Genomic DNA, 25,436 nt, shown 5'->3' on the forward strand with positions numbered 1-25,436 from the left:
TTAGTTTTGCTAATAAACTGCCGACAATACTGGTTTAACTTCAAGTGTTACGTCTGACACATCATACATTTTTTCCAGGTGGTTTAGAATTGATTTTGAGCTAGACTCATCTTCATTTACCGTCATCTGCATCATGTTATCTTCTAAGGATAAACTGATGTTTTTCAGCTTAAACTCTCTTCTTCTAAGTGTCATCGACACTCTCATAAAAGAATCCATACCTTGTGTCAATCTCGCATACAATGTTGTTTCCATTTTAATACCTCCAAATACTTCAAATTTTTTAAGAAGATAGAAATATTTCTCATCGGATATTTGTGTAGGACAATTTTTTGTAATAAAAAAACTTTCGCCATAATATATCCAAGGGACATATAAGGACGAAAGCATATTCGCGGTACCACCTTACTTGTGAAATAAATTCACCTCTCATCAGATCGGATAATAGTATTATCTTAATCTTATCCCTATAACGTGGGAATACGGCTATACTTACTAATAATTGTTCGGTACAACAGCTACGAAGTGATCATTACCTATTTACATCTGTGCCATCTCTCATCATTTAGGCTTGCTGTATCAGACTACAAAAATAGCTTTGTCTTCGTCATTGCTTTTCTTATCTTCTTGTATGAAATGATTATACACACTTTAAAATATAATGTCAACAATTTTTAGAAAATTTTTATTCTTTTAAAAATATTGATAACGTTTTATTAATTTTAAGTCTTTTATGTATATTGATTTAATTAACACAATCATTGTCTAATAAATTAAATATTTTTTTGTTTGTTCATGTAATTCCTATGTGATATAATATATAATTAATAGTAAAAATTATTTGGAGGTATAAATGGACATCGAGAAGAGAAAATGGGAAATTATGTTCGACGAAACAAAGCTTGGCGAACGTATTAATGAATTGGGAGAGCAAATAAAATTTGATTACATAGATAAAAATTTACTAATTATCTCACTTTTAAAGGGAAGCTTTATTTTCTGTGCAGATTTGGTAAGATGTATTGATATAAAAACTCTGAGAGTCAATTTTATGACTACATCTAGCTATGGTGATGCCAAAGAATCGTCTGGAAAAGTTAAGGTTCAAGCAGACATTACATTATCTGATATATCAGATTATGATGTTTTGATTGTTGATGATATCGCTGATACTGCAAACACAATGGTACATGTTGTAAATCACATCAGCAAAAAAAATCCAAAAAGCTTAAAAACTTGTGTATTACTTGATAAGCCTAGCAGAAGAGAGGTCGAATTCGTTCCTGATTATTGTGGCTTCGAAATAGAGGACAAATTCGTTGTAGGCTATGGATTTGATTTCCAGGACAGATATAGAAATGTTCCTTATATCTTTAATGTAACTGAGGAGCTTAGATAAAAAAATTATACAGTAAATTATATATAGAACGTACATAAAATAAACATAAAGCATATTTTCAATAAAAAAAGTATCCTAACATTCATTTTCATTTTCAGAACGTAGGATACTTTTTGTATATAGCTTACCTTTAAATCAACCCATATATTTTGTTATTTTACCTTATTCATTTCGTTCATAACATCAAGAATTGTCTCATCTGTCGCACTCATACCAAGATCGCTTACTCTTCCCAAATTTCTAATAGTCTCATCAACATTTAATCCGACTATTCCATTTATTGACTGAGCATAGTTTCCTTGTTTAGCCAACAAAGCATTTCTAACAGCTGCAGAGGCTGCCGTAGATAGCTTCAATGCACACCCAGGCTTTGCACCATCACAAATCATACCGCTTAAATCAGCAATAGCATTCTTTATCGCTCCACCTATTTGCTCTATATTTTCGTCCATCAGCCATGCAATACCAGCTGTTGCTCCAGTTGCAGCAGCTACGCCACAGCCACACATAGCAGAAAGACGACCAGTGAAATTTTTGATATAGGCTGTAGTCAAATGTGAAAGAGCCAACGCTCTACAAAGCCTTTCATCGCTCTGAGGGAATTTTTGATTGTATGCCACAATCGGCAAAATAGCAGTTAAACCATGATTACCACTTCCGTTTGAGCTCATTACAGGCATATCTAGTCCAGCCATTCTAGCATCAGATGCACCAGCTGTCAACATCATTGAATTATTAATTATATCGTCGCCAAGAATTCCATCTTCTATTGATTGCTTGATTCCATATCCAACACCAATACCTATCTTGTGGTCCAATCCAGCTTCTGCCATCTCCAAATTCATTTTAACTCCATCATACAAGAATTTTATATCCTCGTAATCTAAAGATTCAATATTTTTCACTATTTCTTCCAAAGTGGCATCGTCCATAACTGATGTCTTTTTAGGTGCAGCTGCTATTGAATGTGCACCATCTTCAATATTGTTTAAAAGTATATCTTCATTTTTTTGCAAGAATACAAAATTATCATGCTTTGTTCTAATTATTACCTTGGCATAATTATTTTTCCCCCAAAATTCAACCAAAATATACACTTTTTCCTTGGTATCTGCCGGTTCAATGCTCAATGCTCCTTGATCCATCAGAGCCTCTGACTTCTTTATATCTTCTGATGAAGTTCCTTCAAGTACGCTAAGTCCATTTTCTGATCTTCCAGCTACTATACCTATTGCTGAGGCTATCTTCAATCCAAGTCGTTCAGTTCCTGGTATTCCAACGCACATTCCATTTTTGTAAATACTAGGACTGACCAACATTCTGTTTTTTTCGATTTCCTCACCTAACAGCTCCTTACATTTTGCACACGCAAGCGCCAATGACACTGGTTCGGTACAACCAACTGCTGGCTTTACCTCATCCTTTAGCATTTGTACAAACTCATTTCTCAAATCTCTCACAACAATACCTCCACAAATTTCTTTCTTCTAAAATCTATTAAATTTAGAATCGAAGCCGCTTGCTTTTATATTATCCCTTATTTCCTTCAACACCAAAAGAATTTTATTTAGTGTCAAGTGTATTGATATTAGAATAATAAATAGCATCACAACAGCTATCAATTTAAAATTAATCAAATCCATAAAATCACCAACCTATCTCATGAATCACAGCTTAATTACTCTTATTAAGAGTTTTTTATTAATTACTTATATAATTAATTACTTCTGTATTAATAATTTTTTTGATTTTTTATTGATTAATACTTTACTAATCTCTTACTAATTTTTCTAACTCATCAACTAATTCTGAAAAAATAGCCAAAGAGCTATCTACAGCCTCTTTCTTCTCCATATCCACACCAGCTTTTCTCAACTGATCAAGCGGATATTCCGAACCGCCACTTTTCAAAAACTCAATATACCTTTCAACTGACTCTCCGCCTTGAAGAATCTTATTGCTTAGTACAGACGCTGCGGAAAATCCTGTCGCATATTTGTATACATAGAAATTAGAATAAAAATGTGGTATTCTAGCCCATTCAATTCCAACTAATTCATCAACTACGCATGAATTTCCATAGTATAGCTGATTTAGCTCATAATATACCTTCGTAAAATCATCAGCTGTCATAGGATTTCCTTCCTCGACCTTTTCATGGACAATTTTTTCAAACTCTGCAAATAGAGTCTGTCTAAAAACAGTTGTTCTGTACTGCTCTAGATAATAATTTAATAAGTATACCTTTTCATCTATGTCATTCGATTTTTCTAATAAATATTTTATCAAAAGTGTTTCATTGACAGTAGACGCAACCTCTGCTACAAAAATCTTGTATCCAGAATATATGTATGGTTGAGCTTCTCTTGATAAATAGCTATGTATAGAATGGCCTAGCTCATGAATCAGAGTGAAAAGCGAATTCAAATCATCCTTATAGCTCATCAAGATATATGGATGTGAATCATAGCTTCCCCATGAGTACGCTCCCCCTCTTTTTCCTTCATTTTCATATACGTCTATCCATCTTTCAGAAAATGCTCTTTTTATCAGACTAATATAATATTTACCCATCGGCTTTAACGCTTCCAAAATAATGCTTTGGGCTTCCTTATAAGAAATTTCTATCTTAAAATCTCTTGCCATTGGTAAATACAAGTCATACATATGCATTTCTTCCAAACCAAAATATTCTTTTCTCAAATTGTTGTATCTATCAAGCACCGGTATACTATCATGAATGGATGCAATCAAATTGTTATACACCTCTACACTAATATTGTCTGAATAAAGAGACGCAAAAATTGCTGATGGAAATTTTCTAACTCTTGAATTAAATACCTCAGCCTTTATTCCACCAAATAATGTAGAAGCAAATGTATTTGAGTATTTTTTATATGTGCTAAATTCCGCTTCAAAGGCATCCCTTCTAACTCTTCTATCCTTACTTTTGATGAATGTAGAGTAGTTGAAATGTGTCAATCTCACTTTTTCATTTTCTTCATCCATTATCTCTGGAAATTCCATATCTGCATATGTCAGCATTTCATATGTATTCTCCGGAGTAGAAGTCAGCTCAGAAACAGCAGCCATAATCTGTTCCTCTTTTTCGCTCAACGTATAAGGCTTATCTCTCAAAATCTCATCGATCATTTTTTTATAATGAGATATTTTTTCATCCTTCAGGAACTCATTTAGCAACTCTTCATCCATTGATATTATCTCTGGAACAATATAGGCAGTTGCCTTTCCAAGCTCCGTCGACATCATCTCACTCTTTGTTGAAACTGCCTGATTTTCATTTATTCTTGTATCTTCATGATGTCTCATATGAGTGTATACATAGTAATGAGACAATACTCTTGATGTATCCTCCATCAATTTCAAAACCTCATAAAATGCTTCCTTTGATTCAGAAAGTCTACCCTTATACGATTCAAATATCTCAAAAGAGCCTTCAATAAATTCTATATCCTTATTGATCTGTTCACTATCTTTGTACATATCATCTAAATTCCACTTATATTCTAACTGTATATCTTCCCTATTTTTCAACATAACTTCCTCCATTTAAATCAAATATTTTTTCTCTTAGAGCTATATCTGCTCTTTAAAAAATTAATTTTTTACCATATATATTATTATAATACCTAATGTGCAATATAGTAAACCAGGTTTTGATTATTTTATTAATAATTGTTTTAAGATTATTCATATATATGCATTTCCTCATACTATGTTTATGGAATTTATGATATAATAATTATTATCAGTTAAAAGAGAGGATTTAATATGAAAAAAACAAATTCAAATAATTCAAACACTAGAAAATTAATACTGCTTGGGCTGATGACTTCATACAGCTTGGCTCTTTACCTGATAGAAACTCAAATACCAAATCCATTGTTATTTTGGTTCCCAGGAGCAAAATTGGGACTTAGCAATATTATTACACTTTTATGCCTTTTAAGCTTTGGCGAAAGAGATACGTTTAAGATATTAACTGTAAGAATAATTATTTCTTCAATTTTTGCAGGACCTGCCTCCACATTTTTATTCAGTGTGGCTGGAGGCTATTTAAGCTTTATAGGAATGGCAATTGCAATTAGAATCAAAGGACTATCTACAATTGGAATAAGTATTGTTGGAGCAATATTACATAATATCGGTCAGTTGATTATGGCGAGCTTTATAATAGAAAGCATCTCTATAATGGGATATCTTCCATTGATGCTCGGAGCATCATTGGCAACCGGTGTTTTTATCGGTATTGTAGTTAAGTTTTCAGAGCCACTTTTAAAAAAACAAATCTTAAAAATTGGATATTAGTTTTAATATCAGCAATGTATAATGATTACATATAAAATGTAGGTGCATTCAAAATATGCCCCTACATTTCTATGTTTATATAATTTTTTCGTAAATATTATTCTATGTTATACAAATACAAGTCTGATAATAATATGAGTGTTGCATTTTATCTTATCACCAAACTATTACGTTTATTCTTTTCCCATTTGTTTTAGTGTGTCTCCACTTATTCTGTAAACCGTCCAGTCATCCATAGGCTCAGCACCTAACGATAAGTAAAAATCTATACTTGGCTTGTTCCAATCCAAGCACCACCACTCCATTCTTCCACACCCTCTATGAACTGCTATTTTCGCCAATTCCTTGAGAAGAGCTTTTCCGTATCCTTTACCTCTATATTCTGGCATTACATATAAATCTTCTAAATATATACCTGCTCTTCCTAAGAATGTTGAAAAATTATGGAAAAATAACGCAAAACCTACTTCTTTGCCATTATCTAAAACAAAAATAACTTCGGCTTTTTCTTTCACAAATATCCATTCCAAAAGTGTTTTTTCATCTGCAATTACTTCTTCTAGCATACCTTCATATTTTGCCAATTCCTTAATAAAATGTAGAATAAGCGATACATCTTCTTTTTTAGCATATCTAAAACTGCTCGACATTACATCTCCTCCAATCTTTTATTTTAACCAAACCATCAGTTGTCACGAAGACTTTTGGAGTCTCCACCAAAAGTCTTGATTATCGTTTAAAAATTCATTTACTAGAAATATAGTATAACATAAAAATCCATTATATGAAAAAATTATCCACCGAAAGCTTTATTCTTCTGCTTTCAGTGGATATTTTTTAGCTTAATAAAATGTTTACATTAATTTTTTATCTAATACACAAAGATATTGCCTTTATTATTTTCGGACTGCCAAATTTTAGATGAATCTTTTAGTATCATTATTGGTTTTTTGTACTTAACACTTAGGTTCGACAAAACAATACCATCGATTATTCTACTGTCAGCCTTATATATAAATTGCTTAGAATTTGGGTAAAGATACTCTACTATCTTCTTTGATGTATCGTACCTATCAGCACCGGCAATATTTTTAACCTTTATTTCCTTTTGCTTCAGCTGATTGTACACCTTACTATCAATTGTTTTAGATCCACCAATTGACAGTATATTCGAGGCTTTATTAAATAGCTCAAAATTGCTATTAGGTATTCTATTCTTTTCAGTAAGTATAACTGGCATTTTATTTTCACAAGCATATGGAGAAATCGGCGGTACATCATTGAAATTTTCACCACTTGCCAAAATAAATTTATTGTCCTTATTTATCAACTTGGCAATTTTATTCGATGTATCGTATCTGTCTATACCGGAATAATCAAATAGCTTATATCCTTTAGATTTCAATTCATCTCTAGCCTTACTAGATATCATATTTTTACCAGATGTAATATATACGTTCTTAACGTGAAGTCTATCTAGCTCAGAAAGAACCTCCGCATCAATATTGTCTTTACTTGATAGAAGTATAGGTGCATTCAAATAGCCCGCCAACGAAGCTGAGCATAAAGAATCAGGTACACTATCTTTGCCTACCAATATAGCATTCTCACTCCTAGCATGAGTATATTGAGAAGTTTTTATGGAATTGACAACAGAGCTATTTTCCGGAAACACTGGGCAAAGAGTATCAAAGACCTGAACATCAACATTTTCAGAAGAGTTCAAAATATTCATTACTTCAGCGTATACATTCGTTTTTGTTCTATAGGTATTAAAAGAATGCATATTTTTCAAGCTAGAAATTGAGAACAAATAATATCCATCTACATATGGCTTATCAAGAATTCCAATTTCATAATTATCAGTTTCAATAATAAATGAATAGGTTTTTATTCTATCCTTACTAGTATAATAGCTATCCTTCAAAGAATCGATTTTTTCTCCCACTTTTTTCTGAACAGCTTTATCGTTTAGTATATATTTTGCTCCAAAAAAATCTCCGTATATAAATTTATTTGTTTGGTCAAATTCATTCAAAATATTGATAGCTATTCTTTCTTTAGAAATGTCTTTACACACTATTTTATTTTCATATGGGCTGACAACTATAGTAACTCCGTTTTCAAAATTCATAATATACCCTAGTTTCGCATTACCATTATCATCTTTGTATACACCCAATTCAGAATTTTTTATATTATTTGTTTTAGAGTAATTAATTGCAGTTTTTCTAGCCTCCTCTAAAGATATCGTAGGCTCTTTATATTCTACTGGATTAGACACCTTCATAAAACTCACAATATTTTCATTTTGTGTATCATATACAATAGTGTAATTATCAAATCTGTTTGTCAAATCTCCATGGATAATTTTCTCAAATCTATATAGTGTATTGCCATTATAGTAATTATCATCTTTTTCTTTCAAAATATACCCTTTATTTTTGATATTTTCAGAAAGAATATCTATACTACTCTGTGAATCCAAACTCCTAAATCTTACATCAGATTTTGGGACCTTATAAAAAAATGTATCCGCCTCAATTAATTCTCCCTCTTTTGAAAATGAAATATAAGAATCGCCATTATATATGACTTTATAATATTCACGCTCACCACTATGATTATCCTTATCAGTTATTTTATATACTTTCTCTTCATTACCAGTATTTTTTATATTTAACAATAACAATAAAGATTTGGCTTTTTTAAGAATATCAGCTTTATTTGTTCCCTCTAATTCCTCTACAATTTCATTCTCATTGAAAAATGTTTTTTCTTTTTCGTTTAATGTTGATGCATGTGACTTCGAGTTAAACAAAATAATTGAACCTACAACAAAAATGAATAATACTGCCTTAAAAATTTTTTTCATAAGAATCCCCCTACCTTTCTAAATTAACATTATTATTTTTGTAAAATATGTAGATAATTAAACCAATTAACTCTTGAAATTTTTATAGACTTAATCAAGTTTTTAAAAAACCTTTTCCCATATATGATATCATTATCGTTAAATATACTATATTTGATAATAATTATATCATAAGCATCAAAAAAATAATAGAAAAGTAGGATGAAAATCGTTAAAATTTATCATCCTACTTTTCTCCAATCATGTTTTAAAGCTTTATATCCAATATTTTTTCTTTTCCATTTCTTATTATCGTGACTTTATCCTTGGATCCCTTAGAATATGAGTAAAGCTTTTTACTGATATCCCCTTTATTTTTTATCTCTTGATCACCAATTTTTACAATTATGTCTCCGGGCTCAATCCCAGCATTTCTAGCAATTGAGCCGCTGGCAGTTTCTCTCACTATAACACCATAATCAACGCCCAAATCTTTGCCTGTATAACTCTTATATGTTGCAATATCTATAGCTATTACTCCAAGCAGAGGCTTTTCATAGTTATTATCCTCAATTACTCTCTGTAGTATATTTTTTGCAATATTAATCGGAATGGAAAAGCCTAGATTTTCTGCATTTACCTTAACAGTATTGATACCAATAACTTGCCCCTGTTGATTTAGAAGAGGACCACCACTATTCCCAGGATTAATACTTGCATCTGTTTGAATCAACCCAGACATATTGGAGCTAGATGTTGAAACATCCCTGTTTAATCCACTGACAATCCCTTGTGTAACAGATGACATCAGCTCTGTTCCAAGCGGATTTCCTATCGCAATAGCAATATCGCCAACTTTTACGCTGTCGCTATCTCCCAATTCGGCAACTGTCAAGCCAGAAGTATTAACCTTTACAATAGCCAAATCCAAGCTAGTGTCGTTCCAAATCACATTACCATTTACTGTTTTATTTTTATCGATAATGACCTTTACATTCTTAGCCTGCCCATCTGACACCACATGCGAGTTTGTGAGAATATATCCTCTTTTATCAACAACAAACCCAGTACCACTTCCCTGTACTATTTGAGAGCTACTAAAAATACTCTCTTGATTTACCGTTTCAGAAACAATCCCAACAACAGATGGCGATGCCTTTTCAGCAACAGCTTGATATACATTTTGAGTTTTTGTACTTCCAGTTTCAACAACCTTTATACTACTAGTTGAGCTGTTAGAGTTATCAGCCGAATAATTATTCAAATATTTTAAAGCGAACACTCCACCACAAATCGATGAAAAAAATGCAACAAGCACTACCATAATTAATGACTTAAACTTCATTATCACACTTCCTTTCAATTCTTATATGAGTAGAGTATAAAATACTTATCTTAAAATATACTTAAAGGAAATTATTTTTTTATTTCAGTCTCAATTCAAGAGCCTTCTTTTCTTCTTCGTAGCCTGGCTTTCCAAGTAGTGCAAACATATTTTTCTTGTATGCTTCAACGCCTGGCTGGTTAAATGGATTGACTCCTAGCAGGCATCCACTAAGTCCACAGGCTTTTTCAAAGAAAAATACCAGCTGACCAAAATTATACTCATCAAGCCTTTCAACATTTAACACCAAGTTAGGCACCTGACCATCAGTATGTGCCAATAAAGTTCCTTCAAATGCTTTATGATTCACATAATCGACAGTTTTTCCTGCTAGATAATTCAATCCGTCAAGATTCTCGCTATCTAATTTAATTTCAACATCTCTCCTTGGTTTTTCAACATTGATTATTGTTTCAAACAAGAATCTTCTTCCATCCTGTATATATTGCCCCATTGAGTGAAGATCTGTCGAAAAGCTAACTGAAGCGGGGAAAATACCTCTATTATCCTTACCTTCACTTTCACCAAATAATTGCTTCCACCATTCAGCGAAATACTGTAGCTGAGGCTCGTAGCTTACTAGCAACTCAGCTTCTTTTCCCTTTCTTTGAAGAACTGTCCTTGCAACAGCATACTGATAGGCAATATTTTTGCTCAAATCATCAGTTGAAAATTCATCCATCGCATCCTTAGCCCCCTTCATTATTTGATCCACATCAAATCCAGCAGCAGCTATAGGAAGAAGTCCGACTGCTGTCAAAACGGAAAATCTACCACCGACATCATCAGGAATTACAAATGTTTCATAGCCTTCAGCTTCTGCAAGAGCTCTTAAAGCCCCTCTTTTTGCATCAGTTGTCGCATAAATTCTCTTTGATGCTCCCTCTTTTCCGTATCTATTTTCCAGATCCTCCTTGAATATTCTAAATGCCAAAGCTGGCTCCGTAGTAGTACCTGATTTTGAAATTACATTTACTGAATAATCTTTGTCCTTAACCAAATCAAGCAAATCCAATATATATGAGGAACTAATACTATTCCCTGCAAAATAGACTTCCGGTGCATTCCTATCTTCCTTAGATAAGCTATTTTTAAATGTATTCCCAAACATTTCTATTGCAGCCTTTGCACCCAAATATGAACCACCAATGCCTATTATTATTAATACCTCTGAATCTGATTTGATCCTATCAGCTGCCTTTTTGATTCTGTCAAATTCTTCCTTGTCATAGCTCCTTGGAAGCTCCATCCAACCAAGATAATCATTTCCCAACACCTTTTTATCGTGCAGCAATTCGTGAGCAACACTTACGAATGGTTGCATTGCTTCAATTTCTCTCTTTTCTATAAAAAGCTCTGCCTTTGTTAAATCTAGTTTCAAACTACCCATATTTCTTCTCCTTTTCCAAATAATTTCACAAATTAATCACTTCTCTATTCAGTTTTTTATTATACCATATATTCAACACTGAATGTCAAAAACTCCATACTTATTTTACACTAACCCATACTTACTTTATAGTGACATATTTTTTTCATTTATGCTTTCAAATATTACAGCATTAAGGTCCTATTTTCGACTTCCTGTAAAGACCTACTCCAAGCTACTATATTTTTGGATTATTTTCTCTGCACACTTTATTCCATCGACCGCCGCTGTCACAATTCCACCTGCATAGCCAGCTCCTTCTCCACATGGAAATAAGTTCTCTACATTCATAGATTGTAGAGTGTCAAGATTTCTCTTTATTCTAACCGGTGACGAAGACCTAGTTTCCACACCTGTTAAAACTGCATCTCTCATTCCAAAGCCTATTAATTTTTTATCCAGTATTTGAATCGCTTCTCTCATCGCAGCTACCACAAAGGAAGGCAGACATAGAGATAAATCAGTCATAGTAACACCAGGCCTGTAAGATGGTTTCACAGTTCCGATTCTTTCAGATTTTACACCAGCTAAAAAATCACCGACCAATTGGCAGGGCGCTTTATAATTTCTTCCACCAACTTCAAAAGCCAGCTTCTCGTATTTCTCTTGAAATTCAACTCCAGCCAATGGATGCTCTGAGCCAAAATCTGATGTTTCAATGTTGACCAGTAATCCACTGTTAGCATTTTCTTTATCTCTCGCATGCTCACTCATTCCATTTGTAACCAACATTCCTTCACAGCTAGCCGATGCAATTACAGTACCCCCAGGACACATGCAAAACGAATATACACTTCTTCCATTCGTAGTGTGTGCTATTAATTTGTAATCCGCAGCACCCAGCTTTTTATGATTTGAAAAAATTCCATATTGAACCTCATTTATCATCTTTTGAGGATGTTCTATTCTCGCTCCCATTGCAAACGGCTTTTGCTCCATAAAAACCCCATTTTGATTTAATATTCTATATGTATCCCTGGCACTGTGCCCAATTGCAAGTATTATACTATCACTTTCTATTCTTTCGGAATTGTTGACCTCAATAGAAATCGCCCTTCCATTTACAATTTCTATTCCAGTCATACAAGCTCTAAACCTTACATCTCCTCCACATCTTATTATCTCTTCTCTTAATTTTTTAATAACATTCTTCAGTATATCCGTTCCAATATGTGGTTTGTGAGAATATATTATCTCTTCTGGTGCTCCAAAATTCACGAATTCTCTCAGTACTTTTTCTGATCTAATGTCTTTTAATCTTGTCGTCAATTTGCCATCAGAAAAAGTTCCTGCACCACCCTCACCAAATTGAACATTAGAATTTGATTTTAACACACCATTATTCCAAAAATTTTCTATATCATCTGCTCGTGTATCGACATCTTCTCCTCTTTCGATCAATATAGGCTTATAGCCTCTTTGTGCCAATAACAAAGCTGCAAATAATCCTGCTGGACCTGCTCCAATAACTAATGGTCTATTTTTCAAAAGCTCATTTCCCATACTTACATCATCATACTTATTTGTAGAAATGAAAGCAACATCTGACTTTTTTAATTTCATATACTTTTTTTCATTTTTTAAGCTTATATCGACTGTGTACACTAAAGTAATTTTATCCTTTTTTCGTGCATCAATTGATTCCTTGTAAATACTGTACTCCGTTATTTCATCATCATTTATATTTAACTTTTTACATACCTTTTTTCTAACGAGAGATATCTCCTCATCAATATCAATCTTTATGTTTGAAACTCTTAACATAACGCCTCACATTCCACATATTTATATAATAAAAAACACCATCGTTCATTTTATGGATTTAGAACGTGGTGCTATCTTGTCTTAATTCAAAACTATGGTTTACCAAAACTAGTTTGTAATCAAACCTCTAACAACTTTCATATTATTAAAAATTCTCTCAATAAAGCCTTCTGCGACTTCATTATCAAGTAATTTAATTTCAACATCTTCACTGTTATCTATACCTTTTTGAACGCAATAACCTCTTGCAATATTCATTATTTCTTCCTTGTCATTTTCAGAAAGTGAATATTCTTTGTAATCAACTATTATATATTGTTTAACCTCTTGAGCACCATCCTTATTGTATCCAATTTCAATATGATAGATAACCGCGAATAGATTTTCTAATATTTCATTACCTCTGTAAACAGGTACAGCAGGATTAGATTTAATATAATTTGTAGATACAGGTATACTTTCTCCAGCTCTTAAACTCATATTTCACCTCGTTAACTTTCAGAAATCATTCCAGAAATTTCTTTGCTTCTCTTCGATAATGTACTAACACTAACACCAAACAGCTTTGCCACTGAGCTTTGTGTTACATTTTCTCCCAAAGATTTGCTTGAATAGTAAACGATACCTGCTGCCCATCCACTTTCATATCCGTTCACTTTTATCTTTCCTGAAACATCACTCAGTATTTCCAACGATTTGTCCAACACAGCAAGATCCTCCACAGCAGCTTCTATCAGCGGCTTTATTTCATTTTCAATGCTTTCCTTATCATCTTCTTCCTCTATTTCATTTAAAGAATCCTCTAATTCTGAATCCTTATAGTCACTTATCTGCAATAATTGTAGCATATACTTGTAGAAGAACAACGTATTTATTGATACAAAATATTCCATGCTAGGCAATTTATCCTTATTTTCGTTATATGCATCAATAAAAGTAGTCTTTATCATATCAACCATATCTGATTGTATTCTAATTGTTAAATCAATTAGCACGTATACATCATCAATTCTCACTGGTCTTCCCAAGATATGATCTCCAATTGAGAAACCTTCTAAAATTCTGGAATCCAGTGTATAATATTCTTTTTCAGTAAATACATCCTTTATTACAACTACTGTCCTATCGATTTTTGAAATTTCAAAAAGACTCGGATATGAATTTATACAATTTTCAATAACATTCTTTTCTTGCTTTGAAAATTTTTCAGTGTTTATAACGTAAGCTGCTGGAGTAATATTGTTAGTATTAATATAGCAATCATATGAAAAATATGAAGAAAAGAATCTGTTTGCAGCTATATTTTTTATAACCATATCGTCAAAGAAAGTGGCTCTGATTTCTTCTTCCAGCTTTGAAAAAGCATCCTCCCTATCTATTAAATTCTCTAGATATTCGCCTAGCTTTAATACTGCATTTGAATACTTTTTATCAATCAAATTCTTCTTTGCCAATAACTGCTCAAAAACTCTTTCTTTTTTCATTTTTATGGAATCTGTCTCCATACAGCATTTCTTGTATTTCTTACCACTTCCACAGTAACACTTATCATTTCTTTTTAACATGTTCAAAGCTACTCCCTATTTATTTTTTCACATTATTTTATTCTAAATGGTATTATTAATTATCAATAAGACTATACTACTAAGCATAATCACACTACATTATAACAAATTTGCGACTCATTGTCTATCACTATATTGTTTAACTTAGCACTTTTCATAGTCGTAAATGTTATTTACCCTATAATCATCGCTCTTACATTGCATTATAAATACCTAACACTAAAAGGAAATAACGTTTAAAGGGAAGAACTGCAACTCTTCCCTTTTATTGCCCTAGATATATTGAATATCGAACAGTTTTCATTTGTACACCTGTATTATACCACCCTTTTAGGTAGCACTCATTATTTCTTGTATTCTAAATTTTAACCAAGCATATCAAAATGCTAAGGTTTATATTTAAATAATAACAAACTCTTTCTTTATAAAATTCTAACATTAAGGAAATTGAAAATCAATACTTTTCCTTTAATATTTATATAATTATTTTTTCTTTTAGTTTTGTTTGTATTTTCATTTTGATATAACGACATATATCAGAATATCATGAAAAATGAAAAAGTAAAAGCATATTGCTTATTTAATATAAAGCTCGACCTCAAACTCAGAATTAACGCATTTTTTTTGTCCATATGCTTCTCCCTTGTTTTCATAAAGAACCTTTTTCACAAAAAAATTATATTCCATACTTGCCAGAGAACTAATAAATTTTCCAAAACCATCTTCATCTGCAATAAATTTTACCGTAAATAATTGACCATAGTTATCTTTATTAGATTTTATTTCTTTTATATTAATATTTTTTCCTAGCTTTGAAATGACATTTATTTCGTCAATCGTTCTAATACTCCTCTCATTAATACCATCAAATATGTAATCCTCAATCTGCGCCTCAATTTTATTTCTTCTTTTCAACTCAGAAATATTTTTTTCTAGCCTGTCATTATCTTTTTTCAACGGATATATGACAAAGAATTTTACAAGAATAATTGTAATAGCTATTAATACTACCATTAATATATTTTTTTTACCGCTCATGTTAACACCCTTATTATCTTACATAATTTCAAAGCTATCGAATACTTTCACTCTAGCTCAATTTCAATCTTCATTATTTTTTTTACTACTTTGATTTTTTTTATTTCATTGAACAGCTCATCGTTTTTCTTATTATCCTCATTTCTGCTGGCTATATTACCATCATCAGGATTTTGAATTTCTTCGACGGTATTTTCCTCTATAATTTCATCGATATTTATTGACGTTATTTTCACTTTTTTCATAATATCGGAATCAAAAAAAGATTGAAATTTATCAGAATCATCTATGTAAAAAGTGATAACCAGCTTTGAATTATACTCGCCCTTTATACTTAAAATTCTCCCATTTAGATAATTGATAAAGGATATTATTTTTCTAACATCTACACCATATATATTCTCGTATCCTTTAATCTTCTTATTCGATTTTTTATAAATCTTCGTTGTGTTGTCATTTTTTTCCAAAAGCGACTCTGATAATTTAACATTTTCTCTATATGCTAGTGAAAACTCTATAAATAGCAATACAAGTACGATAATCGATATATTAATAAACACCTTATAATACACATTTTCCTTACGTTTCACCCTTTTTAAAATATTTATAGGCTTTAGATTATAGCTATCATAGCTTGAAAATAAACGATCTTTAATGTAATCATCATTTGCTTTATTCTTATTTTGTTCTTTTTTTTCAATTGAGTCTACTTCGTTTAAGTAGGACTTCTCGACTGAATCAACATAATAGTTTAAATACGCATCATCGACCGAATCAGCATTATATATTAAGCCTATATTATCAATCGAACCAGTATTTCCAATAATCGTATCAATTACTATATTCTCGCTATTATTTAGCAATACCTTATGGTCAATTCCTTCTATGATCTCGCACCAAGCATCGCTGATACTTCCAAATATAATTATTCTAGACTGTTCATTTAAGTAATTAATGATTCCATCCGAATAATTTTCAGCATCTATAACCATTGTATTTTTGACAACACCTTCTATAATCGAGTAAATTACTGAATCTGTATTTCTAATTTCCAAAATAGTCATTTCGTCTTTAACCACCAGCATATCATCCCTACCTTGATAACGACTTATTATATATTGAATGACCTGAAAATTTAAATAAACCTCCTTGCAGTATATTTTCCCATATTTTTCAATGTATTTAATTATCTCACTGGTGTTTTTGTCAAAGCTAAATATACCATATTTTACATATCCGTTTTCTTCTTTTTTTATTTTATAGTTTACCAACGAACAAACAAAATCATCACTCGTATTAGCCTCAATTTCATCCTTGCCAACTCGCCTTATTTCCCTCTGCTTTGCCAGTTTTGGAAATTCGATTGTCTTATATGATGAATTTACATTTGATTCGACAATAACTATGTGTTTGACCTTTAGTTTGTTTCTGTCTTCAAATTTTTTTATATTGTCGACTATCGAAATGGAAATATTTTTCGAGTAGCCTTCAGCTCTCTTATCATAGAAAAAGGGAAAGAATTCTTTCTTGCTATCAATTACACCTTTTCTTAATGTAATATAACAAATCTCGTAACCCCTCGACTCAATTGTCAAAAAAATCTTTGTTTTCATGAATTCTTCCCCTTTTCAACCAAATATCCAATCTAAAAATCTATCAATAGATAAATCTATCGTAGCATTTCTCTTAATCAACTATTCCTTTGGGTATAGCTTTTTTTCTCCAATCTTAACCTCCACATTTCCATTACTTAGTGTAATCACAAATTGTCCCTCCGCACTCTGTGGCTTTGGCTCGTTAGATAAATATTTCAGATTTACTAATTTAGCGACTGTATCCAGCTCATCATCAGATTTACCATCACTCTGCCCCATATATATTGCAGTTGCAATACTTGATGCATTGGCATAATCTGCATTCTCTTTTGCTCTTTTTTGAACATCTCCGTATTTTAATGCAACAATTCCCGCTAAAATACCAATTATCGCCACAACCAAAAGCATTTCTATCAATGTAAAGCCTTCTCTTTTCCTAAATTTAGATAAGCTATTTACATCATCATTATATGTCTCTGAACTAACCAATTTTTCCATTAATAAATTATTTTCCATATTATTCTCCTCAATATACTTAACGAATAGTTGAAATTAGCTCAAACATAGGAGATAATATCGCAATCACCATTGCGCCAACCATAATTCCAACTATTACAATCATCAATGGTTCTATCATTTTCACATAATATTCCAGCCTCAAATCAAGCTCATTTGAATAATATTCACTGACAAGCCTAAGACTCTCTTCAAAATTTCCAGATTCCTCTCCAGATAATATCATGGATATAAACATATCTGGAAATAAACCAGTAAGCCTCAAGGATTCTGATATTCCATTTCCTTGTTCTATCCTTGTTTTTGCTGAAATCAATCTTTTTTCCACATATGAATCATTTAATATTTGAACTGCTAGCTCTAAGGATTCTCCTATATACACGCCACTTGACATCAATATGAAAAGAACTCTACTAAGCTTATCAGAAATAATTAATCTAAAGAGTTCTCCAATCTTCGGAATCTCAAATTTTTTTCTATCAAACACAACTTTAAAATAATCGCTCTCAGAAGCAAACCTGTAAAACATAAAAACAGTAATCATTATTGATATTAAGATAAATAATAAATTTCCACGTAGAAATTTAGATAACCAAAAGATAAACCTCGTGACTATCGGTAAATTCATTCCATCAAAGTCAAATGCCATTTCAAAATTGGGTATTACAAACAACAACATAAATAGAAATGTAAAAAGCATAACGATAAGTAGTACTACTGGATAGACCATCGCTGCGATTAGCTTTCTTTTTAGCTTGTTTTCCTTATCATAGTAGTCGCTTAATTGTTCAAACACATAATCAATTCTTCCGCTAACCTCTCCTGCATTTATCATATAGATAAAAAATTTGTTAAAAGAATTTGAATACTTGAAGGAATCTGTAATGTTTTTTCCACTTTCGATCCCATTCTTTGTCCTCATCAAAGCCCTACTCAAATTTTCAGAGGAAGATTTTGCAATTATTTCCAGAATATTAATTATATCACACCCTGAGTTGTACATTATTTTCATTTGTCTACATAATACCGATAATTCTTTTTCAGAAATTTTTTTCGTTGATAGAATCCTCATATGTTATCATCCCATTTTCCAATGCTAATTTCCTTATTTCATCATCTTGTTTGCCATGCTTTATTGCATATTTTATCTTTTCATCTATCACCAAAACCTCATACAACAAGGCTCTGTCTTCTCCATTATAGGTTTTAAATAAGAGCTTCTTCTTGACCAATTTTTGAGAAATAACTCCTGAAAGAGCTGCATTTATCATAAAGGCTTCGATACCCATATCCCTTAACCTCGATATCGTCGATATCGCATCTCTCGTATGAAGTGTAGCAATCACAAAATGTCCTGTTACAGCAGCCCTTATAGCTATCTGAGCAGACTCCAAATCTCTAATTTCACCCAATACAATACAATCTGGATCCTGTCTTAGAATCGCCCTTAAACCATTTTCAAAGGTTATCCCTGCCTTTACATTCACTTGAATTTGATTAATTCCATCCAATCTATATTCAACTGGATCTTCAATAGTAGTAATATTAATATTTCTTTTGTTTAACTCATTGAGTATAGAGTAAACTGTACTCGATTTTCCGCTTCCCGTATTTCCGGACACAATAAGCATCCCACTTCCCTTTGATATAATTTGGTCTATTTTTTCGTTAGCATTATCAGAAAACCCCAAATCCTTTCTAGTTCTAAGAAAATTTCTATGATTTAATAATCTCATAACAACCTTTTCTCCATAAACAGTTGGAATTGTACTAACTCTAATATCTATATCGTATTTTTTAGACGATATACTGAATCTTCCATCCTGAGGAATCCTCTTTTCTGCAATATCACACAAAGCCTTTAGCTTTACTATGGTAATCAGTCCATAGTAGTCCTTGATAGAAATTCTGTTTTCAAATAACAATTCCCCAAAAATCCTGAATCTTATTCTTGCCTCAGCTTCAAATGGCTCAATATGAATGTCACTTGCCATTTTTTCACAGGCTTTTTCAATTATTTCATTAAACAAGTCTTCATTAGAGCCACCATCCATAACTCTCTGTGAATGATAGTTTTCGTCGATAAGAAACATTATCTCCTCTTCTTTTTTTTCGATTATGATTACATCTCTATTCGACATTAGCCTCAGCTTGTTTACTATATTGATATCAAATTTTTTCATATATACAGTCATTTTTTTATCTGAAAGCTCAACAGGAAAAACAGTGTTTTTTCTCGCAAAATCTTCGGAAATAATCGACGTCAAAATTTTTTCCACAACATTCAACTCCTTACTCAAAATATATTAGTCAGATTCAGTTATTTTATAAACCGTTTTTGATAATATTTTTTTAATTTTTTTTATAATATTTAATTAGTCAAATCTGAACATCAAAAATATTGGTAAGCTCACAAAAATATTTGGAATAAAAAAAACCGTAGGCAAATTTTTTACCTACGGCATAGAGATTTTTAATCAAATCAATAGATTATTTAGATCATACCTACTCAGCACAGAGTCAGTCCGAAAATCATTATTTATTACAATGCTATTCGCCATACGTTATGGTATAGCCATGCTCCTCATATTGAGATACTATCTCGTCCCATAATTCATCAATTCCAGTTTTTTTTGATGAAGATGTCACAATTACCTTTTCTTCCTTCGGCATTTCCAGCTTCTTTCTGATGACGCTGATATGTTTTTGATGCTGTCCTCTCGAAATTTTATCCGCTTTTGTTGCGACAACCACACAGTTGTATCCAAAGTATTTGATCCAATCATACATCATTTTATCGTCAGCAGTCGGTTCATGCCTTACATCAACAAGCAGTAATATGGCACATAATTCTTCTCTATCTTCTAGATACCTTTCCATAATACTACCCCATTTTTCCTTTTCGGTTTTTGATACTCTTGCGTATCCGTAACCAGGCAAATCGACAAAATAAAATTCGTTATTTATCAAATAAAAGTTAATTGTTCTCGTTTTTCCAGGAGTTGAAGATGTTCTAGCGAAATTCTTTCTATTTAGTAATCCATTAATTACCGAAGATTTACCAACATTTGATCTTCCTGCAAATGCTATTTCTGGTACACCTTCACTTGGATATTGTTTTTTATTGACAGCACTCATTGTAATTTCTGAGCTTCTAATTTTCATCTTTGTTTCTGACATTTTCTCTCCTACTCAACTATTCGCTTATTTATCATCATCTGATAAGCTTTCTTTTTTACTAGAAGTCTTTTTTGATGTAGACCTACTAGCTACATTCCTTTTCGCTACCTTTGTTGATTTTTTTGTGGTCGTACTTGCCTGATTGCTGCTTCCATCATCCTCCATCAATGCAACCTCAAGAACTTCATTCATATGCTCAACTAGCACAAACTCTATATCTTCTTTTATATTTTCTGGAATTCTGTCCAAATCAGACCTGCAATCTTTTGGTAAAATTATTTTTCTAATACCCATTCTATATGCAGCAAGAACCTTTTCTCTAACGCCTCCAACTGGTAATACTCTACCTCTAAGAGTTATTTCTCCTGTCATTGCAATATTTCCTGGAACAGCTCTATCAGTCAACGCAGAAATAGTCGCCAATGTCATAGTGATACCTGCTGATGGACCGTCTTTAGGCGTTGCACCTTCAGGAATATGTATATGAATATCCTTATCCTTATAGAAATCTGACTCTATGCTTAAAATATCGGCAACAGATCTAATGTATGAAATTCCAGTTTTAGCTGACTCCTTCATAACATCGCCCATCATACCTGTTAAAACAATATTTCCTCTTCCTGGCACGACATTTACCTCAACCTCAAGAGTAACCCCACCAACAGCAGTCCAAGCTAGACCATTTACAACACCAACCTGAGGCTTCAATGCAAGAGGCTCTTCTTTAAATTTTTCTGTTCCCAAATACTTTACAGCCAATTCCTTTGTGATTTTTACAGGCTCTAGTTTTGGATTTTCTACCATCTCCTTGACAACCTTTCTGCAAATTTTACCGATAGTTCTCTCAAGCTGTCTAACTCCTGATTCTCTAGTATATCTGCTTATCACAAATTTTATCACGTCATCGTCCATTATTACGAAGCCTTTTGCTAGTCCATTTTCCTTTAGCTGTTTTCTAAGTATATACCTCTTTACAATTTCAAGCTTTTCTTCTTCAATATACCCTTCAATCTCAATCACTTCCATTCTATCGTAAAGAGGTCTTGGAATTGATCTCAAATCGTTGGCAGTTGTCACAAACAACACCCTTGATAAATCAAATGGTAATTCCAAATAATGATCCACAAAGTATTTGTTCTGCTCTGGATCCAAAACCTCCAGCATCGCAGAGGTCGGATCTCCCTTGAAGTCATTTGACATTTTGTCGATTTCATCCAAAAGAATAACCGGATTTCTAGCCTTTGCTTCTTTCATTGCATTTATTATTCTACCAGGAATTGCACCTATATAAGTTCTTCTGTGCCCTCTTATTTCAGCCTCATCTCTAACTCCACCCAAGGAAATTCTTATAAATGGTCTACCCAAAGATCTTGCTACCGATTTCGCTATTGAAGTCTTACCCACACCTGGAGGCCCTGCCAAGCATATAATTGGCGCCTTTAGATTTTTTGATTGCTTTCTAACTGCCAAATACTCCAAAATTCTTTCCTTTACATCATCTAAACCAAAATGATCTTCATCTAGTATTTTTTCAGATTTTTTAATGTCAAATCTATTTCTAGATTCATTATTCCATGGCAGTGAAAATATTACATCTAGATAATTTTTTGAAACATTATAGTCTGGTGAGCCTATTGGAGTTCTTTCAAATTTATCAATTTCCTTTTCTATCTTTTCATAGGTTTCCTTTGAAACCTTGATTTCTTTTAATTTTTCACGATATTCACCTGTTTCATCATCACCAGCAGATTCACCTAATTCTTTTTGAATTGCCTTCATCTGTTCCCTTAGATAGTAATCTTTTTGAATTTTGTTCATCTGTTTTCTTACATCTTGATTAATCTTCTTGTCAATTTTAATTACTTCAATTTCTTCAAGGAGGTGCTCATACAGCATCTTCATTCTGTCTTCAATGTCAAGAGTTACTAACACCTTCTGTCTATCAGAAAACTTTAAAAATAAGCTTGAAGATACAATATCTGCAAGCATCGAATAGCCCTCTGCATCATTTAACTCCATTGCAGCATCAGAAGGTATATCAACTGCCAAACTTACATACTCATCAAAGCCTTTTATCAGCTTTCTAGAATATGCTTCCAATGTAAATCTCTTCTCGTCTGATAATTGCTCTTCATCAAATGATATTGGACGTATTCTTCCTATCCAAGCATCATTTTCATCAATCCACATTTCATCTAGCTTCGCCCTGCTGACACCTTCAACTAAAACTCTTATTGATGTATCAGAGGTTCTAATAACTTGTTTTATATTACATACTGTACCAATTGTATAAAGCTCTCCAATTGTAGGTTCTTCAATCGCAGAATCAAACTGACTCACCAAGAAAATTTTTTCATCATTAATCATAGAAAGTTCAAAGCTCTCAATGGAGTTTAATCTTCCTATGTCAAAAGACTGTAAAATACTTGGAGATATAGAAATACCTCTCAATGGAATCATAGGCATTTCAACTGATTCACCATAAACTATTATATCCTCTATATTCTTTTCTAAATTATTATGATCCTTAATACCTGTCATTATAACACATCCTTTCTATGTACCATTAAATGGCAAAGTACAACTTTTCTCTATCAGTTATATAAAGTTATAATCTTAATTACTAATTTGATATTATATTCCATTATACTATATACCAAATTTAATTATCATTATAACACAAAATAACACAAAAAAGAATTTTATTCATTTTTTTTGCAATTTTTTGTTTCTTAATAGGATTTAAATGCAAATTTTAGCTTCTTATATGAAAATATTTGCCAAAAAACTAAAAACGTTGATCAATCAGATTATTAAATCTTCTCGACCAACGTTGTATCATAATATGTTAAACTAAATTATTTAAAATTTAAGCACTTAGTCTTTCAACATTTGAAAGCTCCTTTTTACCAGTATTTATAAGCAATCCAGCATAAACTAATGCAAGTACAACACCGATTATATTTGCTATATTCTGAGGTAAACCAAAACCAATCTTAGCACCCAATATATACGCAGATATTATGAATATATAGAACATACCTGGTATCAAGCTTACCAAATATGGTTTCTTAAGTTTGTACAAATACAATGAAATCATTGCAAATGCAAATACAGCGATTGTTTGGTTTGCCCATGCAAAATACTGCCATAAGATGTTGAAGCCTTGTGCATTAACCTTGGCAAACACCAATATAGCTATAACAGGTATAAATATAGCTGTTGTAAGTATAACTCTGTTTCTAGCAACAGACTGATCATATCCAATTGCATCAGCAATCATCAATCTTGCAGCACGTAAAGATGTATCTCCTGATGTGATAGGCAATACGATTACACCTAAAACAGCAATAAATCCACCAATTGATCCAAGCATATCATTTGCAACCATACCGATAACAGCAGGTTTACCTATTAGCTCTGCTGGAACACCTTTATAGTAAATACCCATAGCAGCAGCTGCCCAAATCATAGCGATGAATCCTTCTAATATCATCATATCATAAAATGTATGTCTACCTTCTCTCTCATCACTTACAGATCTACCAATCAATGTAGCCTGAGTTGAATGGAATCCAGAAACTATACCACAAGCAACAGTTACAAAGAACACTGGAAGAAGAGGAGAACCTGCCGGATGAATACCAGCAAAGTTAGCCGCAGTTAAGTTGTCTAATTTGTATCCCTTGATGAATAAGCCAAAGAATATACCAACTGCAGAAAGTAGTAGGATAGCTCCAAATATAGGATAAACTCTACCAATTATCTTATCAATTGGGAATAACGTTGCAGCCAAATAGTAAACAAATATACAACCATAAACTATCCAAACAATTGGATTGTTGACAACAGATTGTTGCTTTAAGATGTTTACAACAATCAAGTCACCAGGTGTGTAGATAAATACCGCACCAACCAATATCATTAGGAAAATTATAAAAATATTATATACCTTATAAACCTTTCCGCCTAGATGATCTTTTATCAAAGCAGGCATCTGCTTTCCATTACTTCTAATAGAAATCATACCACTTAGATAATCATGCATTGCTCCACCCAATACACATCCTATAGGAATAAGAATAAAAGCGATAGGTCCAAATAAAATCCCCTGTATTGGTCCAAGAATAGGTCCAGTACCAGCAATATTTAATAACTCAATAAGTGCATTCTTGCCTTTTTTCATAGGTACATAGTCTACACCATCATTAATGCTTACAGCCGGTGTTGGTCTGTCGTCTGGTCCAAAAATTTTTTCCACGAATTTACCATACAACAATCCGCCACCAAAAAGGATAACTAACCCTATTAAGAAAGTTGCCATAATAATACCTCCAAAAAAATTATTTATTTTTATAAAAATATAAGTAGGATTTCAGCGTA

21 protein-coding genes and 1 other annotated feature are annotated in these 25,436 nt (G+C 32.3%); of the genes, 2 read left to right on the forward strand and 19 right to left on the reverse strand.

The window, feature by feature from the left end; genetic code table 11:
- Positions 1-9 precede the first annotated feature (9 nt).
- On the reverse strand, positions 10-255 hold the full coding sequence (locus BM120_RS02240) for an ACT domain-containing protein (RefSeq protein ID WP_091993029.1): 246 nt from the start codon (positions 253-255) through the stop codon (positions 10-12).
- Positions 256-373: 118 nt separating this feature from the next.
- Positions 374-620 (reverse strand) — a binding site (T-box leader).
- 233 nt (positions 621-853) lie between these two features.
- On the opposite strand from BM120_RS02240, the gene hpt reads away from it, so the two are divergent.
- On the forward strand, positions 854-1,399 hold the full coding sequence (hpt, locus tag BM120_RS02245; RefSeq protein ID WP_091992860.1) for a hypoxanthine phosphoribosyltransferase: 546 nt from the start codon (positions 854-856) through the stop codon (positions 1,397-1,399).
- 152 nt (positions 1,400-1,551) lie between these two features.
- Here hpt and BM120_RS02250 read toward each other — a convergent pair whose 3' ends face one another.
- The 3 genes from BM120_RS02250 to pepF form a co-directional block, all read right to left on the reverse strand.
- Positions 1,552-2,859 carry an L-cysteine desulfidase family protein gene (locus BM120_RS02250; RefSeq protein ID WP_091992862.1) on the reverse strand — a complete coding sequence of 436 codons (1,308 nt, stop codon included), beginning with the start codon at positions 2,857-2,859 and terminating at the stop codon, positions 1,552-1,554.
- Positions 2,860-2,886: 27 nt separating this feature from the next.
- On the reverse strand, positions 2,887-3,042 hold the full coding sequence (locus BM120_RS10815) for a hypothetical protein (protein ID WP_177187350.1): 156 nt from the start codon (positions 3,040-3,042) through the stop codon (positions 2,887-2,889).
- Positions 3,043-3,169: 127 nt separating this feature from the next.
- Complete coding sequence (pepF, locus tag BM120_RS02255) at positions 3,170-4,957, reverse strand: oligoendopeptidase F (protein ID WP_091992864.1); 1,788 nt, start codon at positions 4,955-4,957, stop codon at positions 3,170-3,172.
- A gap of 234 nt (positions 4,958-5,191) precedes the next feature.
- On the opposite strand from pepF, the gene BM120_RS02260 reads away from it, so the two are divergent.
- On the forward strand, positions 5,192-5,728 hold the full coding sequence (locus BM120_RS02260) for a Gx transporter family protein (RefSeq protein ID WP_091992866.1): 537 nt from the start codon (positions 5,192-5,194) through the stop codon (positions 5,726-5,728).
- Positions 5,729-5,901: 173 nt separating this feature from the next.
- On the opposite strand, the gene BM120_RS02265 is transcribed toward BM120_RS02260, so the two are convergent.
- From BM120_RS02265 to BM120_RS02335, 15 genes are all read right to left on the reverse strand, one after another.
- On the reverse strand, positions 5,902-6,378 hold the full coding sequence (locus tag BM120_RS02265) for a GNAT family N-acetyltransferase (protein WP_091992868.1): 477 nt from the start codon (positions 6,376-6,378) through the stop codon (positions 5,902-5,904).
- 221 nt (positions 6,379-6,599) lie between these two features.
- Complete coding sequence (locus BM120_RS02270; RefSeq protein WP_091992870.1) at positions 6,600-8,603, reverse strand: cell wall-binding repeat-containing protein; 2,004 nt, start codon at positions 8,601-8,603, stop codon at positions 6,600-6,602.
- 247 nt (positions 8,604-8,850) lie between these two features.
- Entirely contained in the window at positions 8,851-9,927 is a 1,077-nt protein-coding gene (locus tag BM120_RS02275) for a S1C family serine protease (RefSeq protein ID WP_091992872.1), read from the reverse strand.
- A 79-nt stretch (positions 9,928-10,006) separates the two neighbouring features.
- The gene (locus BM120_RS02280; protein WP_091992874.1) at positions 10,007-11,356 is read right to left on the reverse strand and encodes a glucose-6-phosphate isomerase; all 1,350 of its coding nucleotides are present in this window, start codon (positions 11,354-11,356) and stop codon (positions 10,007-10,009) included.
- A gap of 204 nt (positions 11,357-11,560) precedes the next feature.
- Positions 11,561-13,159: an NAD(P)/FAD-dependent oxidoreductase gene (locus tag BM120_RS02285; protein WP_091992875.1), complete on the reverse strand. Its 1,599-nt coding sequence runs from the start codon at positions 13,157-13,159 to the stop codon at positions 11,561-11,563.
- Between the two features lie 108 nt (positions 13,160-13,267).
- Positions 13,268-13,639 (reverse strand): hypothetical protein, encoded by a 372-nt coding sequence (locus BM120_RS02290; protein ID WP_091992877.1) that lies wholly within the window; start codon positions 13,637-13,639, stop codon positions 13,268-13,270.
- An 11-nt stretch (positions 13,640-13,650) separates the two neighbouring features.
- On the reverse strand, positions 13,651-14,724 hold the full coding sequence (locus BM120_RS02295) for an SEC-C metal-binding domain-containing protein (protein WP_091992878.1): 1,074 nt from the start codon (positions 14,722-14,724) through the stop codon (positions 13,651-13,653).
- A gap of 576 nt (positions 14,725-15,300) precedes the next feature.
- Entirely contained in the window at positions 15,301-15,762 is a 462-nt protein-coding gene (locus BM120_RS02300; RefSeq protein WP_091992880.1) for a hypothetical protein, read from the reverse strand.
- A 47-nt stretch (positions 15,763-15,809) separates the two neighbouring features.
- On the reverse strand, positions 15,810-17,375 hold the full coding sequence (locus BM120_RS02305; RefSeq protein WP_091992881.1) for a hypothetical protein: 1,566 nt from the start codon (positions 17,373-17,375) through the stop codon (positions 15,810-15,812).
- An 81-nt stretch (positions 17,376-17,456) separates the two neighbouring features.
- Complete coding sequence (locus BM120_RS02310; protein ID WP_091992883.1) at positions 17,457-17,873, reverse strand: type II secretion system protein; 417 nt, start codon at positions 17,871-17,873, stop codon at positions 17,457-17,459.
- Positions 17,874-17,892: 19 nt separating this feature from the next.
- Complete coding sequence (locus BM120_RS02315) at positions 17,893-18,945, reverse strand: type II secretion system F family protein (protein ID WP_091992885.1); 1,053 nt, start codon at positions 18,943-18,945, stop codon at positions 17,893-17,895.
- Positions 18,914-20,152 (reverse strand): GspE/PulE family protein, encoded by a 1,239-nt coding sequence (locus BM120_RS02320; protein WP_091992887.1) that lies wholly within the window; start codon positions 20,150-20,152, stop codon positions 18,914-18,916. Before BM120_RS02320 ends, BM120_RS02315 begins: the two co-directional genes overlap by 32 nt.
- Positions 20,153-20,423: 271 nt before the next feature.
- Entirely contained in the window at positions 20,424-21,038 is a 615-nt protein-coding gene (yihA, locus tag BM120_RS02325; protein ID WP_091993031.1) for a ribosome biogenesis GTP-binding protein YihA/YsxC, read from the reverse strand.
- Between the two features lie 39 nt (positions 21,039-21,077).
- Positions 21,078-23,519, reverse strand: a complete 2,442-nt coding sequence (lon, locus tag BM120_RS02330) for an endopeptidase La (protein WP_242941535.1) — start codon at positions 23,517-23,519, stop codon at positions 21,078-21,080.
- Between the two features lie 403 nt (positions 23,520-23,922).
- Positions 23,923-25,377 carry a carbon starvation CstA family protein gene (locus BM120_RS02335; RefSeq protein WP_091992890.1) on the reverse strand — a complete coding sequence of 485 codons (1,455 nt, stop codon included), beginning with the start codon at positions 25,375-25,377 and terminating at the stop codon, positions 23,923-23,925.
- Positions 25,378-25,436: the final 59 nt, after the last annotated feature.

The organism is Peptostreptococcus sp. D1, from assembly GCF_900112955.1.
Taxonomy (GTDB): Bacteria; Bacillota; Clostridia; order Peptostreptococcales; family Peptostreptococcaceae; genus Peptostreptococcus.